Source organism: Spiractinospora alimapuensis (assembly GCF_018437505.1).
GTDB classification, from domain to species: Bacteria; Actinomycetota; Actinomycetes; order Streptosporangiales; family Streptosporangiaceae; genus Spiractinospora; species Spiractinospora alimapuensis.
Window position 1 is genome coordinate 3,897,824 of record NZ_CP072467.1, and the last position, 15,116, is coordinate 3,912,939.

At 69.4% G+C, this 15,116-nt stretch carries 15 protein-coding genes and 1 pseudogene; 12 read left to right on the top strand and 4 right to left on the bottom strand.

Annotation, left to right across the window (positions count from 1 at the left end):
- Positions 1-2 precede the first annotated feature (2 nt).
- Positions 3-722, bottom strand: coding sequence for a DsbA family protein (locus J4H86_RS18120; RefSeq protein WP_236539000.1), 720 nt, complete (start codon positions 720-722; stop codon positions 3-5).
- Between the two features lie 139 nt (positions 723-861).
- Between J4H86_RS18120 and J4H86_RS18125 the strand changes: the two genes are divergently transcribed.
- The 10 genes and pseudogenes from J4H86_RS18125 (at position 862) to J4H86_RS18170 (ending at position 8,620) form a co-directional block, all read left to right on the top strand.
- On the top strand, positions 862-1,335 hold the full coding sequence (locus J4H86_RS18125) for a hypothetical protein (RefSeq protein WP_236539002.1): 474 nt from the start codon (positions 862-864) through the stop codon (positions 1,333-1,335).
- 77 nt (positions 1,336-1,412) lie between these two features.
- Positions 1,413-1,991, top strand: a complete 579-nt coding sequence (locus J4H86_RS18130; RefSeq protein ID WP_236539003.1) for a phosphoribosyltransferase family protein — start codon at positions 1,413-1,415, stop codon at positions 1,989-1,991.
- 121 nt (positions 1,992-2,112) lie between these two features.
- Complete coding sequence (locus J4H86_RS18135; protein ID WP_236539005.1) at positions 2,113-3,222, top strand: methyltransferase domain-containing protein; 1,110 nt, start codon at positions 2,113-2,115, stop codon at positions 3,220-3,222.
- Positions 3,223-3,422: 200 nt separating this feature from the next.
- Positions 3,423-4,182: pseudogene (locus J4H86_RS18140) on the top strand (nucleotidyltransferase domain-containing protein).
- A gap of 221 nt (positions 4,183-4,403) precedes the next feature.
- Entirely contained in the window at positions 4,404-4,970 is a 567-nt protein-coding gene (locus tag J4H86_RS18145; RefSeq protein ID WP_330932432.1) for an alpha/beta fold hydrolase, read from the top strand.
- Between the two features lie 53 nt (positions 4,971-5,023).
- Positions 5,024-5,842, top strand: coding sequence for a MerR family transcriptional regulator (locus tag J4H86_RS18150; RefSeq protein WP_236539006.1), 819 nt, complete (start codon positions 5,024-5,026; stop codon positions 5,840-5,842).
- Positions 5,839-6,789, top strand: a complete 951-nt coding sequence (locus tag J4H86_RS18155) for a CPBP family intramembrane glutamic endopeptidase (protein ID WP_236539007.1) — start codon at positions 5,839-5,841, stop codon at positions 6,787-6,789. The genes J4H86_RS18150 and J4H86_RS18155 overlap by 4 nt, the downstream gene beginning before the upstream one ends.
- Before the next feature lie 67 nt (positions 6,790-6,856).
- Positions 6,857-7,495 (top strand): hypothetical protein, encoded by a 639-nt coding sequence (locus J4H86_RS18160; protein WP_236539008.1) that lies wholly within the window; start codon positions 6,857-6,859, stop codon positions 7,493-7,495.
- Positions 7,496-7,680: 185 nt separating this feature from the next.
- Positions 7,681-8,010 carry a hypothetical protein gene (locus J4H86_RS18165; RefSeq protein ID WP_236539009.1) on the top strand — a complete coding sequence of 110 codons (330 nt, stop codon included), beginning with the start codon at positions 7,681-7,683 and terminating at the stop codon, positions 8,008-8,010.
- Positions 8,011-8,020: 10 nt separating this feature from the next.
- On the top strand, positions 8,021-8,620 hold the full coding sequence (locus J4H86_RS18170) for a hypothetical protein (RefSeq protein ID WP_236539010.1): 600 nt from the start codon (positions 8,021-8,023) through the stop codon (positions 8,618-8,620).
- Positions 8,621-8,658: 38 nt separating this feature from the next.
- Here the strand turns inward: J4H86_RS18170 and J4H86_RS18175 are convergent, their stop codons facing one another.
- Positions 8,659-9,243 (bottom strand): DUF1707 SHOCT-like domain-containing protein, encoded by a 585-nt coding sequence (locus J4H86_RS18175; protein ID WP_236539011.1) that lies wholly within the window; start codon positions 9,241-9,243, stop codon positions 8,659-8,661.
- 180 nt (positions 9,244-9,423) lie between these two features.
- Here J4H86_RS18175 and J4H86_RS18180 point away from each other — a divergent pair, with 180 nt between their 5' ends.
- Entirely contained in the window at positions 9,424-10,965 is a 1,542-nt protein-coding gene (locus tag J4H86_RS18180; protein ID WP_236539012.1) for a vWA domain-containing protein, read from the top strand.
- A gap of 102 nt (positions 10,966-11,067) precedes the next feature.
- Here J4H86_RS18180 and J4H86_RS18185 read toward each other — a convergent pair whose 3' ends face one another.
- A complete protein-coding gene (locus tag J4H86_RS18185; RefSeq protein ID WP_236539013.1) occupies positions 11,068-12,978 on the bottom strand; it encodes a hypothetical protein in 1,911 nt (636 codons plus the stop codon).
- Between the two features lie 240 nt (positions 12,979-13,218).
- Here J4H86_RS18185 and J4H86_RS18190 point away from each other — a divergent pair, with 240 nt between their 5' ends.
- Positions 13,219-14,112 carry a phosphatase PAP2 family protein gene (locus J4H86_RS18190; RefSeq protein ID WP_236539014.1) on the top strand — a complete coding sequence of 298 codons (894 nt, stop codon included), beginning with the start codon at positions 13,219-13,221 and terminating at the stop codon, positions 14,110-14,112.
- Here the strand turns inward: J4H86_RS18190 and ygfZ are convergent.
- Positions 14,093-15,115, bottom strand: a complete 1,023-nt coding sequence (ygfZ, locus tag J4H86_RS18195; protein WP_236539015.1) for a CAF17-like 4Fe-4S cluster assembly/insertion protein YgfZ — start codon at positions 15,113-15,115, stop codon at positions 14,093-14,095. The genes J4H86_RS18190 and ygfZ overlap by 20 nt on opposite strands.
- Position 15,116 lies beyond the last annotated feature (1 nt).

Genomic DNA, 15,116 nt, shown 5'->3' on the forward strand with positions numbered 1-15,116 from the left:
GGTTACCTGTCCGCCTCGGCGAGCGCTCGGTCCACGCTGGCGGTGAAGACCTCCAGCGGCTGCGCGCCCATCACGGGTTCGCCGTTGATGAGGAAGGCCGGGGTTCCGCTGATCCCCAACTGTTGGCCCTCCGCGAGGTCCTCGTCGACCGCGGCCGCCAGCGCGTCGTCCGCCATGTCCTCGCGGAGCCGCTCCCCGTCCAGGCCGGCTTCGTCCGCGGTGTGTTCGATCTCGTCGAGGAGGTCCCCGCCGGCTTCGCCGAGCTCCTCCAGGTCAGCGAAGACGGCGTGGTGGTACTCCCAGAACTTGTCCTGTTCCGCGGCGGCCGCGGCGCCGAGGGAGAGGACCTGTGAGTCCTCGCCGAGGTAGGGGAACTCCCGCCATTCGATCCGCAGCGTCCCCTCGTCGGCGTACTCCTCGATCAGGGTGGGTTGCGTGTCGTCCACCCAGCGCTTGCAGAAGGGGCACTGGTAGTCGGAGTACGCGATGAGGACGACCGGGGCGTCGACGTCGCCGATCGCCATGGGGTCGTCGGGGTCGCGCCGGGCCAGTCCCTCGCCGGCCTCACGCATTTCGGCGGTCACCCCGGTGGTGGTGTCCTCGTCGGGGGCGGTCTGGGTGTCGCCCTCGTCCTGCGCGCAGGAGGCGGTGAGGGCGACGAGCGCCAGCCACGCGAGGTGACGGTGCCAGCGGCCGCGGGCGGCTCGTGGGAGGAACGACACGGACGGACCCCAATCCCGGGTGATCGGTACCAACATGAGTTCTATGGACCATAGAGGAACCTCTATGCTACATAGAAGAATGACGGGATGGGCTGTGATCGCGACAACAGTCCACGGCACCGGATGAGGGGGAGAGCACGTGCGAACCTGGACCACACGGCAGTGGTGGGCGGCCGTCGCCGGCACCCTCGGATCCCTCGTCGTCCTCGGCGTACCGTCGGTGCTCATTCCCAACGGCCTGTTCGCACGGGAGATCGCCCCCACCTGGTGGTCCTATCCCGTGTGGGTGGTCACCGCGGTGCTCGCCGGCCTGCTGATCGCGACCTACGCCGGGCCGCGTGGCGGGGAGACCTGCCCCACGCGCGCCGACCGCAAGGGGCTCGCCGGCGGACTGCTCGCCTGGTTCGCGATCGCCTGTCCCGTCTGCAACAAGCTGGTGCTGTTGGCCCTGGGCTACTCCGGTGCCCTGGCCTGGTTCGCCCCACTCCAGCCGGTGCTTGCCGTCGTCGGAGTGGGCCTCCTCGTCCTCGCGCTGCGGATCCGACTCCGTCGCGCCACTCCCACACCCGCGGCGTCGGGGCGCGACGCCTCCACAGAGGAACCGGTCGCCTGACCCCCCGGTGTCCCGGGACGGAGTAGGGGGCGGAGCTATTCTGATCATGTTCGGCGCCAACCCGGGAGGCATCCAGCATGACCAGCGGTCCAGGAACCCATCGCACGCGGATCGGCTCCCTGGAAGTGGACCTTCCCCTGGTTCGTGTCAACGACCAGCTCACCATCGCCCTGCTGATGACGATCGACCACGGCGTGTCCTTCATCGAGACCGCGGGCGGGGAGTTGGCCGAGGCCCTGCGCGACCTGCGGCCTGAGGTGGTCGTTTCCGCCGCGACGCTGGGGATCCCCGTCGCGTTGGAGGTGTCACGCGGTCTCGGCCTCGACGACTACGTCATCCTGCAGAAGACCCAGAAGGTACACCTGGGTGACGCCCTGGCCGAACCTGTCGACTCCGTGACCACCGACGCCGCCCAGACCCTGCTCCTGGACCGGGCCCGCGTGGACGCGGTGCGCGGCCGCCGCGCCGTGTTCGTCGACGACGTGCTCTCCACCGGTTCCTCGGCCGCCGCGTCCCTGCGCCTCCTCCGCCGCGCCGGCGCGGCGGTCGTCGGCGCCGGCTTCCTCCTGGAGGAGGGCGACACCGGGCGGGCCGCACTCGCGGAGTACACCGACGTGGTCCGCTCGCTGGGCACCATCCCGGTCTTCACCTCGTGACCTGACGCCGCCCGCGCACCGCGCCCGCCTCACCGGGAAAAGTCGTCGAGAGCCTGTGGGCGAGTGTGTCTCCGTACGAGCGTGGGGTATCGATCCTCTAGATCCCCCACGGGAGGGCCGCGTGACCCATCCTGGTTACTCGACACTGTTGAACCTGGCCCCCGACGACGCCTGGCGGCGCGCACTGGAGGCCGCCCCGCGTCACCTGTTCGTTCCCCGGGTGGCCGCGACCGACCAGTTGCTGGACCGGGACCGCGATCCGGACGCGTGGTGGGCCGCGGTCGCGGGCGACACCGCGATCGTCACGCAGGTGGACGACGGGCGCAGCGATCTCTCCGTGGCCGGGAGTCCGTCGAGTTCCACCACCCTGCCCAGCCTCGTGTTCGAGTTCCTGCGGCTGCTGGACCCCTACGTCGGCGATCGGGTGCTGGAGATCGGGACCGGTACGGGCTGGACGGCGGCGTTGCTGTCGGCCCGGCTCGGGGCGGAGAACGTGACGTCCATCGAGGTGGACCAGGCTGTGGCCGCCCAGGCGAGAGCGAACCTGAATGACGCCGGCCTCGCGCCGACGCTGGTCACGGGGGACGGGTCCGCTGGTCACCCGAGCGGCGCGCCGTACGACCGGGTACACATCACCTGCGCTGTGCGCGAGATCCCCTACGCCTGGGTGGAGCAGAGTCGACCTGGCGGGAGGATGGTGTTGCCCTGGCTGCCCAACCACGTACGGGGACACACGGTGGTGCTGACGGTCGCCGACGGCCGGGCGGTGGGGCGGATTGGTGACGTCACCACCTACATGATGCTGCGTGGCCAGCGCGAGGACTTGGTGCGGCCCTCCGGCACGGCGCGAACCCACACACCTCGCGTCGACCCCCGTCGCATCGCCGCCGCCGGCCCGGGATTCCTGGTGGTGCTGGCCGCTCTCGCGCCGGGCCTGCGGGTCGCCAGGATGGAACCCTCGGGGGAGATCGGGCTGCGGCACGGTCCGAGTGCCTCCTACGCCAACCGTCGCCCGAGCGAGGTGGGGGGAGGCTTCGTCGTCACGGAGCTGGGATCCGCCGCGCTGTGGGAAACGCTGGAAGCCGCCTACCTCGCGTGGCTCGAACTCGACTCCCCTCCCGCGGAGCGGTTCGGTCTCGTCGTCGACAGAGCGGGTGAACACCTCTGGCTCGACCAGCCGGAGAACCGAGCAACGGAGATCCCCCAAGGGGCAAGCATGAGAAAGAAGTGAACCGCGTCGGCTGCGGCGGCAGGAAGACCGTTCCCGAATCTCAGGACGGGAAGGTCATCCAGGTCCCCTGCCCGCTGTGCAACGGAACCGGAAAACAGCCGTAACTGGTGGACATACCCCCAGGGACCTGAGAACCCTCGACGCTGCGTCGTGGAGAAATCGATGGCTGACCCCGGCGGTGTTCGGTAGCCTCCGGCGCTATGGACGACCAGCACTTCCTCACTACCGTCGCGGACGCGCTCCACGGGCTTCCCACGGTGGAGGCCGTCACCCTGGGGGGCTCTCGGGCGCAGGGCACCCATCGGTCGGACAGCGACTGGGACTTCGCCATCTACTACCGGGGTGATTTCCGGCCACAGGACCTGCGGGACCTGGGCTGGGAAGGGGAGGTCTCCGAGGTCGGTGGGTGGAGTAGTGGCGTGTTCAACGGTGGGGCATGGCTGCGTGTCGAGGACCGCCCCGTGGACGTCCACTACCGTGACCTGGACGTCGTCGAAGACCAGGTCGCGAAGGCCACCGCCGGCGAGTTCCAGGTGGAACCGTTGATGTTCCACCTGGCCGGGATCCCGAGCTATCTGGTGGTGGGAGAACTGGCGATCCACCAGGTGCTCCGGGGCGTTCTCCCCAACCCCGACTATCCGCCGGCCCTGCGCCACGCGGCACCGCCGGTGTGGTCCGGCCAAGCCGACTTCACCCTCCTCTACGCCGAACACAACCATGCTCCCCATGGACGCCTCGCCCCAGTGCGCCGGCATGATGGCCGTCGCCGCGTCCCAGTACGCGCACGCCATTCTCGCCAGCCGTGGAGAGTGGGCCACCAACGAGAAGACTCTCCTGGACCGGGCCGGCCTCCGGGGCGTCGACGCCATCATCGCCGGAATGACGCCGGACCCGTCGACACTCGCCGCGGCCGTGGCCCACCTGCGCCGACTCGGGCACGAACGTCTCGACGCCGACTGACCCCGCGCGTCACCTCTGGAATGTCAGCCGTGAGGGGGACAGTAGAGGTATGACAACGCCGCGTCCCGCCCCGAACAGCACCCCACCCGTGGTCCTCGTCCCCGGATACTGGTTGGGCGGGTGGGCGTGGGACGCCGTGGCGGATCGGCTGCGGGACCTCGGGCATCCGGTGCACGCGGAATCCCTGCCGGGACTGGAGTCCGCCTCCACCCCCCGCGCGGGTGTCCGTTTCGCGGACCACCGGGAGGCGGTCGTGGAGACCCTGCGCAGCGAGGACTCTCCCCTCGGTCCTGGTCGCACACAGCGGAGGCGGCGCGGTCGCGACGGCGGCGCTCGACACGACACCGGACTCCGTGCGACGGGTGATCTACGTGGACAGCGGACCGGTGTCCGACGGCCACATCCCACGCCCCGACCTGCCGGCCGACGTGGTCGAGATCGACCTGCCCCCGCTGGACGAGATGGACGCGATGGGCGCGAGCCTCGACGGCCTCGACGACAACGCCCGCCAACGCTTCCAGGACTGGGCGCTGCCCCACCCGGCGGGCACGCTCCGCGAACCGATCCCCCTGCGTGACCCCCGGCGGAACGACACCCCAGCCACGATGATCTGCTGCTCCATCACCAGCGACACCGTGCGCCAACTCGCCGCGGCGGGCTCGGACATGTTCGCCCCAGTGGCCCAGCTCAACCACGTCACCTTCGTCGACCTCCCCACCGGACACTGGCCCATGTGGTCCCGACCGATCGACCTCGCCGACGCGATCTCCGCCGCCGCGCGGGACTGAGGCGCCGACCACCGGCTTGACCTTCCCACCGTGGGAGGCCGCATAGTCGTCGCATGTTCACGATCGGTGCGTTCGCGCGGATGGTGGGGATCTCCGCCAAAACACTGCGCCACTACCACGACCAGGGCCTGCTCGTCCCCGCTTGGATCGACCCCAACACCGGCTACCGCTCCTACACCCTGCGCCAGATGGACGACGCCGCCCGGATCTCGGTGCTGCGGCGCGGAGGGATGCCACTGGCTTTGATCCGGGTCGTGTTGGAGCATCCCGAGCGGGCCGAATCCGTCATCCGGGAGTTCCAGGAGGAGCTGCGCCGGCGTCGACTGGAGGAGGACGAGGCGCTGGAACAGGTGGCGACCGCCGCGACCCGGGAGGACATCGCCGCCCGTACCCGCCGTGTGCCCGCCCGCTCCTACGCCGCCGTCGACGTCCGGGTTGAGGGCGCCACTGACGATGATTCCGACAGGTTGGTCGAGGAGGTCAACGCGCGCGTCGACGCCCGGGCCACCTGGCTGCGGGGTCTCCTCACCTCGGCGGGCGTCGCGCCGGTCGGAGAGTTCTGGACCGTGCTCGGCACCGCGGACGAGGCGCTGGCCGTCACCGTGCACTGGCCCCTGCCCGACTCCGCCACCAGCTCGTACGTGGAGTCCCTCGCCGAGGGAGTTCACTACGGCCGCCTTCCCGCCCGCGTCGAGTCCTTCGTGGAAGTTCCCCGCCCCGACCGGGACGGCGACGCGTCGATCCAGCTCGCGATGTCCGCCGTACTGTCGACCGCGCCCGATGGCGCGGAGGACATGAGAGGGATCCGCCAGACGCTGCACGGCGATCGGGCCACCGTGGAGTACGCCCTCACCCTGGAGGAGGACGAGTGACGCCCCGGGAACCGAGCGCTTCCCCAACCGGGATCCCTCCAGCGGAGACGCCGGTCAAGGCCTTACGGTTCGCCCAGCTCGGCCGGCCCGCTCTGGGCCGGTCGCTCGGGCGGACAGTGCTGGCCTTGGTTTCCCTCGGCGGCCTGACGCTGGTGAGCGCCGCGGTGGTGATCGTCGTGCTGGTGATGACCGGTGTGGGGGAGGTCCTCCTGGCGGACGAGGCGTGGCTAACCGGCCCCGCCGGTGTGGCGCTGGGACTGTTGGCGATGCCGGTCGTCCTGCTGCCCGCCACATGGCTCACCGCCCGTTGGGTGCTGCGTATGCGACTCGGTGAGGTCTGTTCGGTCACGGGACGGTTCCGTTGGTGGCTGTACTGGCGGGGATTCGCCGCCGCCGGGGTCGTCGTTGTCGCCTCCACTGTGTTGTCCCACTGGTTGGGAGGACAGACGGTCGGCACGCTGTCCACCCACTGGCTTGTGGTGGTGGTCATCCTCGTGTGCGGCGTGCCCCTGGCGGCGTTCGTGGAGGAACTCACCTATCGCGGGGTTCTGACCCACATCCTGGGCGCCCGGTGGGCGGCTCCCACCGTGGCGGTCGCGGTCCCCGCCGTCGTCACCTCGGCCCTGTTCTCCCTCGCCCACGGGCCGGCCGGCGCCCTCCCCTTCCTCGCCCACGCGGTCGGCGGGGTGGCCTACGCCGTCCTCTGCGACAGGACCGGCGGTCTGGAGGCCTCAGCCGCGGCCCACACCGCCTGGAACCTCGTCCTGCTCGGTTCGGTGAGCCTGTTCGAGGGGTCGGCGGAGGTCGTCGGCCCGGTCGCACTCGCGGTTCCGCTGCTCCTCACCGACCTGGCGATCGTGGCGGCGTTCCTGCTGACGCTCCGGGGGAGCGGCGTGCGGCGTCTGCGCCCCGTCCAACCCGATGCCGGGACGGTGCTCCAGCCGTGACGTCGGCGCGGTGTCCGGAGCGGGACAGTCGAGGGACTTGAGGCGGACACGGGGATACGCTTCGCCCATGCACCGTGAAGGGCGCGTCCCCGACACCCTCCCCCTGGTCCTGTGGCGGTCCCGGCGCCGGATCGCGTGGTGGCCGGGGGCCCTTATCGGGATGGTGTGGATCGCGACCGTCGGCCTGGTTCTCCGCAACGTCTTGGACTCGCTGCGGATCGACGTCCCCGACGAGGTGCTCTACCCGCTGGCCCTTCCGCTGGGAATCATCGTCGTGGCGATCGCGTCGGTGTCCCACACCCGCACCTACCGACGCGACGCCGCACGCCACGGACCGATGATCGCCGCCGACAGTGAAGGACTGTGGTTCCGGATCGTCGATTCACGTGTCTCCGCCGGGGTATGGCTCGCCTGGCACGAGGTCCTGGACATCGGTGTCACCACCACCGAGGTGCCCAACGAGCCGGAGCGCACCGAACGTTGCCTCTACGTCCACCCCGCGAACTCCGCGCTGGAGTCGTTGGTCGACCCCGAGCTGCGGGACCACGTCCGCGACTCCATGTCCCTCCATCGGGTGCCCTTCGTCCTGCGCGAGAAGGAACTCCCGGACACCGCGGATCGGGTCGTGGACCAGCTCCGTCGGCTCGCCGCAGGCCCTGACGAGGTCGGCCCGTCGAGCGGAGCCTGGCGACCCGTGGAGGAGTAGTGGGCTCGCCGAATGTGGCCAAAGAGCAGATGTGGGCGCGTTTGTCCTGGTGAAGCGCTGGACCAGGCGAAGCGGCGGCGTGGGAGGTAAGAGTGCTCTCCCTCCCCGGGCGCGCCGGACCGATTTGTCGTCGCGACCATGCACACCGCGGACAGGGTGCCAGAGACCTTCCCTACGTCCTCGGAATGAGCGCCAATCAGGCGACGCCGTCATTCCTGGGCTGCCTCTCGAATTTGCTCGTCTTCGGACTGCTTTGGATCGGCGCCGAGTCGGTCGCCCATTCGTTGGGCACCTTCGCACAGATCGTCACATATGTGGTCGCCGTTCTCGTGTTCTTGATCTATTTGACCGCGACGATTCTGTTCGCCTTCTGGGACACGCGCCGCGAAGCCGAGACGAAGGGTGCCCTGGTCGGCGCCGACCGCGAAGGGATATGGCTGCGGATCGTGGACAAGACGTGGGGGGCGCGTCGGAAGAGCGTGGGCCGTTCGCCGCGCCCGCGCGCCGGGGGCTAGGGTCGCGGGCATGGATCGTGGCTCGAGGGTTCCCGACACCCTGACTTTCGTCGTTCACCCCGACGCCCGTCAGGGCAGGTTCCTGCTGCCTACCGGCATCGCCGCTCTGGTGTTCGCGGCGGCACTGGCCCTGGTCAGCGGATACCGGCTTGCCATCGGCGCCGGGGACTTCACCGACATGATGGCGGTCATGTTCGCCTTCGCGATGCTGGTCACGGGAACCGCCGTTCTCTTGGCCCGTAGGACGGTGTTCCGCAACGGTCCGGTGCTCGGCGCCAACCGTAGCGGTCTGTGGCTGGCGGTGGGCGGTCTGCTCTCCCCGGTCGTGCTTCACTTCACGTGGACGGAGGTCACCACCATCGGTGTTCGGTACGTCAACGAGCGTCGTAAGCGCGGCCCCCGCCTGGGGGTGACGCTCACCGACGAGGGGCGCGCGGAACTCGACACGGACCCGCGGCAGAAGGCATCGGCCCGCAAAAGCACCGCGCTGTTCCAGGCGGCCATCACGATCGACGCCCAGACCATGGACCGGCCACTGGAAGAGGTGCTCCGGAGTCTGCGGAAGCAGGCCCCACGCCGGGTCGAGGTGGAGACGCCCACCACAGACTGACCGGCACACCTCCGGAAAGCGCCCAGGCGACCGAGTCGTCAGGTCTTGGGCTGGCGGGTCAACCATCCCCAGAAGCTGCGGTAGCGGTGCCGGGCCTTGATCGTGCCGGACCGCACCTCGCCCTTCACCCGAAGCAGCGGCTTGGTCGGGTCGTGCGGCGCGCGCAGCTTGTTGACCACCGAGCCGCTGGTGGCCCACGCCTGGTCCATGTCCACGCCCCACCCACGCGGCACCACGAGAACGACCGACCCCGACCTGGCCCGCGCCTCGACCTCCACCACGCGGTGCGGGCAGTTCGCCTCGGTGAAGTCCAACTTGACCAGACCGGAGGTGCACTCGGCGTCGATGGTGTCAGGGACGTTCCAGGGGCCGTTGCGCTTCACCGTGCCGCTCTTGGTGCGCAGGTGCAGCGGCTCCGCGGTGACTCCGGGGACGGCGGGAAGGTCGGCCGTCAGGGTGTCGAGCTCTGCTCGGGTCTTGGCGGAGTAGGCGGCGGTCAGGCGATCGTCGAGCTCGGCCAGTTCCAACCGTCCCTCGGCCACGGCGTTACGGAGGAGTTCGGCGATCTCCTCACGGTCTGTGTCTGCGACGCGGAGAGCGGGGGTCTTCTTCTCGTCCGTCATCCATCGGCTCCGTGGCTCTGTACGGTATGGGTGTTTCCTGTCGAGGATAGACGGCGCGAGTGGTCGGGCAACACGGTCACGTGATCATCACGAGGGGTTGCGATCAGGTGACGGGTGCAACCAGGGAGGTCGGCGTCCCGTCGCACCCGTCAACTGGTACCTACCCACGGAGGGAAGGTCATGCGTCGTTCCCACACGCGTGCCTGGCGTCGGGGCCGCCTCGCGGCGGCCGCCGCGGCAGCGCTCCTCCTCGGAATCGCGGGATGCAGCGGTTCCTCAGACAACGCTGAGGAGGGTGCGGCCGACGCGCCGGCACCCCAGGGGCCCGGAGCCCTTCCCCTCACGCAGCCCGACCCGAACATCGACGGCAACTTCACCGACTACGGCGTCAACCCCGAGATCGACACGGCGGAGGACAACAAGTCCACCTTCGCCCTCGACGTGGACACCGGTTCCTACTCCATCGTTCGGAGCCATCTCGACCAGGGGCTCCTCCCCGACGAGGCCGCGGTGCGCACAGAGGAGATGGTCAACTACTTCCCACAGGACTACGACGCGCCGGCCGAGGGACTCCGGGCACACATCGACGGGACCAGCGTGCCGTTCCTCGACGACTCCACACGTCAGGTGCTGCGGGTGGGAGTGCAGGCCGCGGAGGTGGAGCCCGAGGACCGGCAGCCCGCCACGCTCACCTTCGTGATCGACCGTTCCGGGTCGATGGAGGGCCGCAACATGGAGATGGTGCGGTCGGCGCTGCACACCCTGGTCGACGGCCTCGATCCCGAGGACGAGGTGGGGATCGTGACCTACGGGGACGACGCCACACACGAACTGGAGACGACCCCGGCCTCAGAGGAGACCGCGATCCGGTCGGTGATCGACGACCTCCGCCCGGACGGCTCCACCTACACCGAGGCCGGCCTCAGAGCCGGATACGAGGTCGCGGCGGAGAACCAGCGCGACGACGGAATCAACCGCGTCATCCTCCTCTCCGACGGCGTCGCCAACGTGGGCGAGACCGATCCCGAGGTGCTCGCCGACGACATCGTCTCGCCCATGGCGGAGGACGTTCCGCTGCTCACCGTGGGCGTGGGGATGGACGTCTTCAACGACCCCCTGTTGGAGCAGCTCGCCAATCAGGGGGGCGGCTTCTACACCTTCGTCGACAGCGAGCACGAGATCGAACGGCTCTTCGCCGACGACCTCACCGGGACGCTGGAGGCGGTCGCCACCGACGCCCGGGTCCAGGTCACCTTCGACCCCGACGAGGTGGAGAGCTTCCGACTTCTGGGGTACGAGAACCGGCAGATGGAGGACGAGGAGTTCCTCGAGGAGGACGCCGACGGGGGACACCTGGGGGCCGGACACTCGGCCACCGCCCTGTACGAGGTGGCCATGCCCAACGTGCGGGAGAGCGCGGACGCCGCGGAGGTGGCGCAGGTCGAGGTGCTGTGGACCGATCCGGACTCCGGCGAAACCCTGCAGGACGTCACCACCCTGCAGCACAAGGATCTCGCGGAGGCCTTCAACGAGGCGCCCGACGCCCTCCAGGAGACGATCCTCGTGGGCGCGTTCGCGGAAGGGCTGCGCGGAGCACCGTGGGGTGAGGAGATCGCGATGGGAACCGTGGCGACGAACGCGCGCCGTCTCGCTGACGACCAGCCGAGCGACCGCCCGTTCGGCGAGTTCGCGGACCTCGTGGAGACCGCCACCGAGCTCTGACCGTCGTTTCGGCGCCGTGGTCCGGACGGGCCGTGAGGTCCGGGACGACGAAGAGCCGCGGAGGGCCCAGGCCCTCCGCGGCTGGTTTCCCCCTAGTGACGGTCAGTCTGACCAGGGGAGGAACCGGCGCTTACGCGCCCACCACACGGCCGCCGTGCCGCCTCCCATCAGGAGCAGGCCCACAGACGTCAAGCCGATCAGCGCACCACCGGTGACCGGCAGTCCGCCACCCGGCTCCTCCTCCCCGGGCCCCGGCGTGGGCTCGGGCGTGGGGCTCGGAGTCGGGCTGGGTTCCGGTTCGGTGTCGCTGTTGGTGATGGAACAGGTGACGTCGTCCCCGGGCCCAATCTCGATCTCCGCCCCCTCGGACGTCTCCTCCTCGTCGTCCCAGCGGCAGGTCCAGTCCGAGGCGACGTAGCCCTCAGGTCCGTCGGCCTCGGAGAGGACGTAGGCACCTTCCTCGACCTCGACGTTGGTGACCTGCTCGGACCCACTCACACCAGAGATCGGGGTCGGACCGTCCGCGACGAGTGTCCAGTCCTCGGGCTCGGCCTCGCCACCGTGGGTGTTCTCCACGTTCTTCTCCAGGGTCAGCCGCGCCTCCTTCGCACACGTGACCGTGTTGGTGACGGTGGCGTGGGTGCCGCCCTTCTCGACCGTGACGTCGTGCGGGAGGTCGACGGCCGCGAGCTCCCCGTTGATCTCGGTGACCTGGGTGAGGTCGACGGTGCAGCGGTCGGGCACGTCGACGGTCTCGTCGATCGTGGCCTCTTCGCCGACCTTGTAGCCCTCGCGTGGGACGCCCCAGTCCTGGTCGGAGGCGCCTTCGTCGCCTGGTCCGGTCAGGGTGAGCTGGGCGTCGAACCCGTCGGGCTGGTCACCTTCCTCGTAGGTCTCGCCGTTGATCTCCCACGTCTTGTCCACGGTCAGGCCCTGCTTGGGCTTCTTACAGGTGACCGCGTTGGTGACGGTGGCGTGGGTTCCGTCCTTCTCGACGGTGACCTCCGCGGGGAGGTCCTCGGTGACCGCGTCGCCGTTGATCTCGGTGACCTGGGTGAGGTCGACGGTGCAGCGGTCGGGCACGGTGACGGATCCGTCGATCGTGGCCTCTTCACCGACTTCGTAGCCCTCGCGCCCGACGCCCCTGTCCTGGTCGGAGGCGTCTTCGTCGCCGGGCCCGGTCAGGGTGAGCTGGGCGTCGAAGCCGTCGGGCTGGTCACCCTCCTCGTAGGTTTCGCCGTTGATCTCCCACCGCTTGTCGACGACGAGGTCCTGGTCGGGCAGAGGCCGGTTGTAGATCGTGCAGGTCACCACGTCATCGGCGGGCATGTCGATCGTGAAGCCCGGGTTGGCCGGATCGGAATCGTCGTTCTCGACCGGGATCGGGTCACCCTGGAAGTCCCGACACACGGCGTTCTGGCCGTCCTGGGTGACCAGCGTGTAGCCATCCCGCTGTGTCTCGTGGACGGCGACTTCGGCGCTGTCGGCGCTGCCATCGAAGGTCAGTGGGAAGGTGACGGTGCCGGTCCCGTCGCCGGTGGTGCTCTGGGTGTCGGGCAGCCCGCCGACGTCGCCGTTGGGCGCGTCACCGGAGATGTTCAACCCGGACCCCATAGGTATCGCGCCGGAGATGTCGTCGCCGGTGTTCTCCTGGGGCACGACCTTGTTGACCACATTCAGCGAGTTGCCGCACATCTCCAGCATGAGATCGCGCAGCGCGGGCCCGACCGCGTCCAAGTCGTCCGCGTCCACGGCGCAGACGCCCCCGTCTGGGTCGACCGGATCGCTGGCGTCGGCGGCGAAGAGGCCGATGCCAGCGCCCTCCAGCGGCGTCGCACCGTTGACGTTCCCGTCGATCGTGGCCCGGTCGGCCCCCGGGGCCACCGAGATGACGGACTCGTCATCGGCCGGGGCCGGGACGTACTGGGCCTCGGTCTCCGGTTGTGCCAGAGCCGGTCCCGCGGTGAGAACACCGGCCGTCATCACGGTGCCGAGTGTCGTCGCGGCAGCCACCGCTCCGACCGCCCAGGAACACCACCCAGGTATGCCCGCACCTAATATGCCTCTTCGCGCCATTGTCTACCTCGCTCGCCAAATAACTCCAGTCGATCACTAACGGTAGTTTTATATAGCTCTTAGTAGTCGCTGTGGATATTCGTCGGCGTGCCCCCGAAAACCCCTGGTGATAGGTGAAATGTCGGAAATGTGCATCAGGCACACTGGTCCTCGACATCCATTCCGCCCGGAGAGCCCGTGCACACAGTTACGACAATCCAGCAGATAGCCTCGCCCACGCTGGACGCGGTGTTTCTCGCGATCACATTCCTGGGAAACGCCGAGGCCTACATCGCGCTGCTCGCGGTGATCTACCTTGCCGTCAACGCGCGACTGGGGCGTCAGGCCGGTGTCTATCTCTTACTGAGCGCGTTTCTGAACGCGCACCTCAAGGAGATCGCGCACACCGCGCGCCCGTTCGAGGTGAATCCGGGGGTCGTGCGCGGTGACCTCGCCCTCGACACCGCCGGCGGCGCCAGCTTCCCGAGCGGGCACGCCCAGATGAGCGCCACGTTCTGGGGATACCTGGCCGTTCGTGTTCATCGGGGCTGGTTCTGGGGTGTCTCGATCGCCCTCGTGGCGCTGATCTCGTTCAGCCGGCTCTACCTGGGCGTGCACTGGCCGGTCGACATCTGGGGCGGCCTGGGCATCGCCGTGCTCGTCATCCTGCTCGCCCTGGCGACCGATCGCTACGTCGTTCCCCGACTGCGGATGTGGCCGCGACCGCTTCTGTTCACCCTGGGCCTGCTGGTCCCGTTCGCGCTCCACCTGGTCCTGGGGACGAACGACTCCGACCTGCTCCTCGGCGCCATGGCGGGCTTCCTCACCGCGCCGATGGTGGTGACGCACCGGGTGCCACGGGGGTTCTGGCGTCGCGTGGCACTCGCGACCGGTGGACTCGTGGTGATCGCGGCCCTGATTCTGGGCTCCAGCGCGCTGCTCCCCGACGTCGTCAAGGACAGCGCGCTGGGTGGCTTCCTGCGCTACCTCGCGGTGGCGTACGTGGGTCTGGCCCTTATCCCGTGGCTGGCGCGGCGCGTCGGCCTGGCACCGGACGAGGGGCAGGAGCCGACTACAGCCGGGCCCGTTTGAAGTTGATCTCGGCGTTGGCGCCGGTGTCCGGGCTGACGATCACTTCCTGGGCGGCGGCGATGTCGTCCACGACGAACTCGGCGTCGACGTCCACGTTCCGCTTGACCAGGCCCAGGGCGATGGGGCCCAACTCGTGGTGACGCGCGGACGTCCCGACGAAGCCGACGGTCTTGTCCCCGAGCATGACCGGTGATCCGCGCTCCGGCAGGCGCTCGGCGCTGCCGTCCAGGTGCAGCAGCACCAGACGGCGTGGTGGCCGCCCCACGTTGTGGATCTTGGCGATGGTCTCCTGGCCCGGGTAGCAGCCCTTGTTAAGGTGTACGGCCGTCTCCGACCAGCCGGTCTCGTGCGCGATCGTGCGGTCGTCGGTGTCCAGGCCGTGGCGTGGGTGGTGCGACGCGATCCGCCAGGCCTCGTAGGCCCACATACCGGCGGTGGCCGCTCCCGCCTCGCCGAGCCGCTCAGCACTGGCGACGAGGTCGGTGCGGGGGAGGAGCAGGTCGATCGCCGCCGGTCCGCGCAGAGCGATGGCGGAGTCGAGTCCGGCGGCTTTCACGACCGCGTCGCGCTCGGGGCCCACCACGGAGATCACCGCGAAGTCGGGGGAGAGGTCCTCGACCTCCACCTGGTAGAGGAACCGCATCTTGTCGAGGAACTCCACCACGGAGGCGCCGGCGCCGGGCTCCACGTGTGCCCACACCGCCGAACCGTCGTCCACCAGGTAAAGGTGGTCGTGCACCCGCCCGTTGGCGTCCAGCCGCAGCGCCTCGGTGGCCGTCCCCGGTTCCAGCTTCTCCAGGTGTTGGCTGGTCAGGGTGTGCAACCACGACAGCCGGTCCGGTCCGGAGACGCGCACCACGTCACGGTTGCTCCGGTCCACCCAGGCGGCGGAACGCTCCATGGCGCGTTGTTCGGTCACGGGGTCGGAGTAGTGCGCGGCGACACCTTCGTCGGGGGCGCCGGCGGCGACCGCTCCGGGACGGTTGAGGAACGGGGAAGTCATA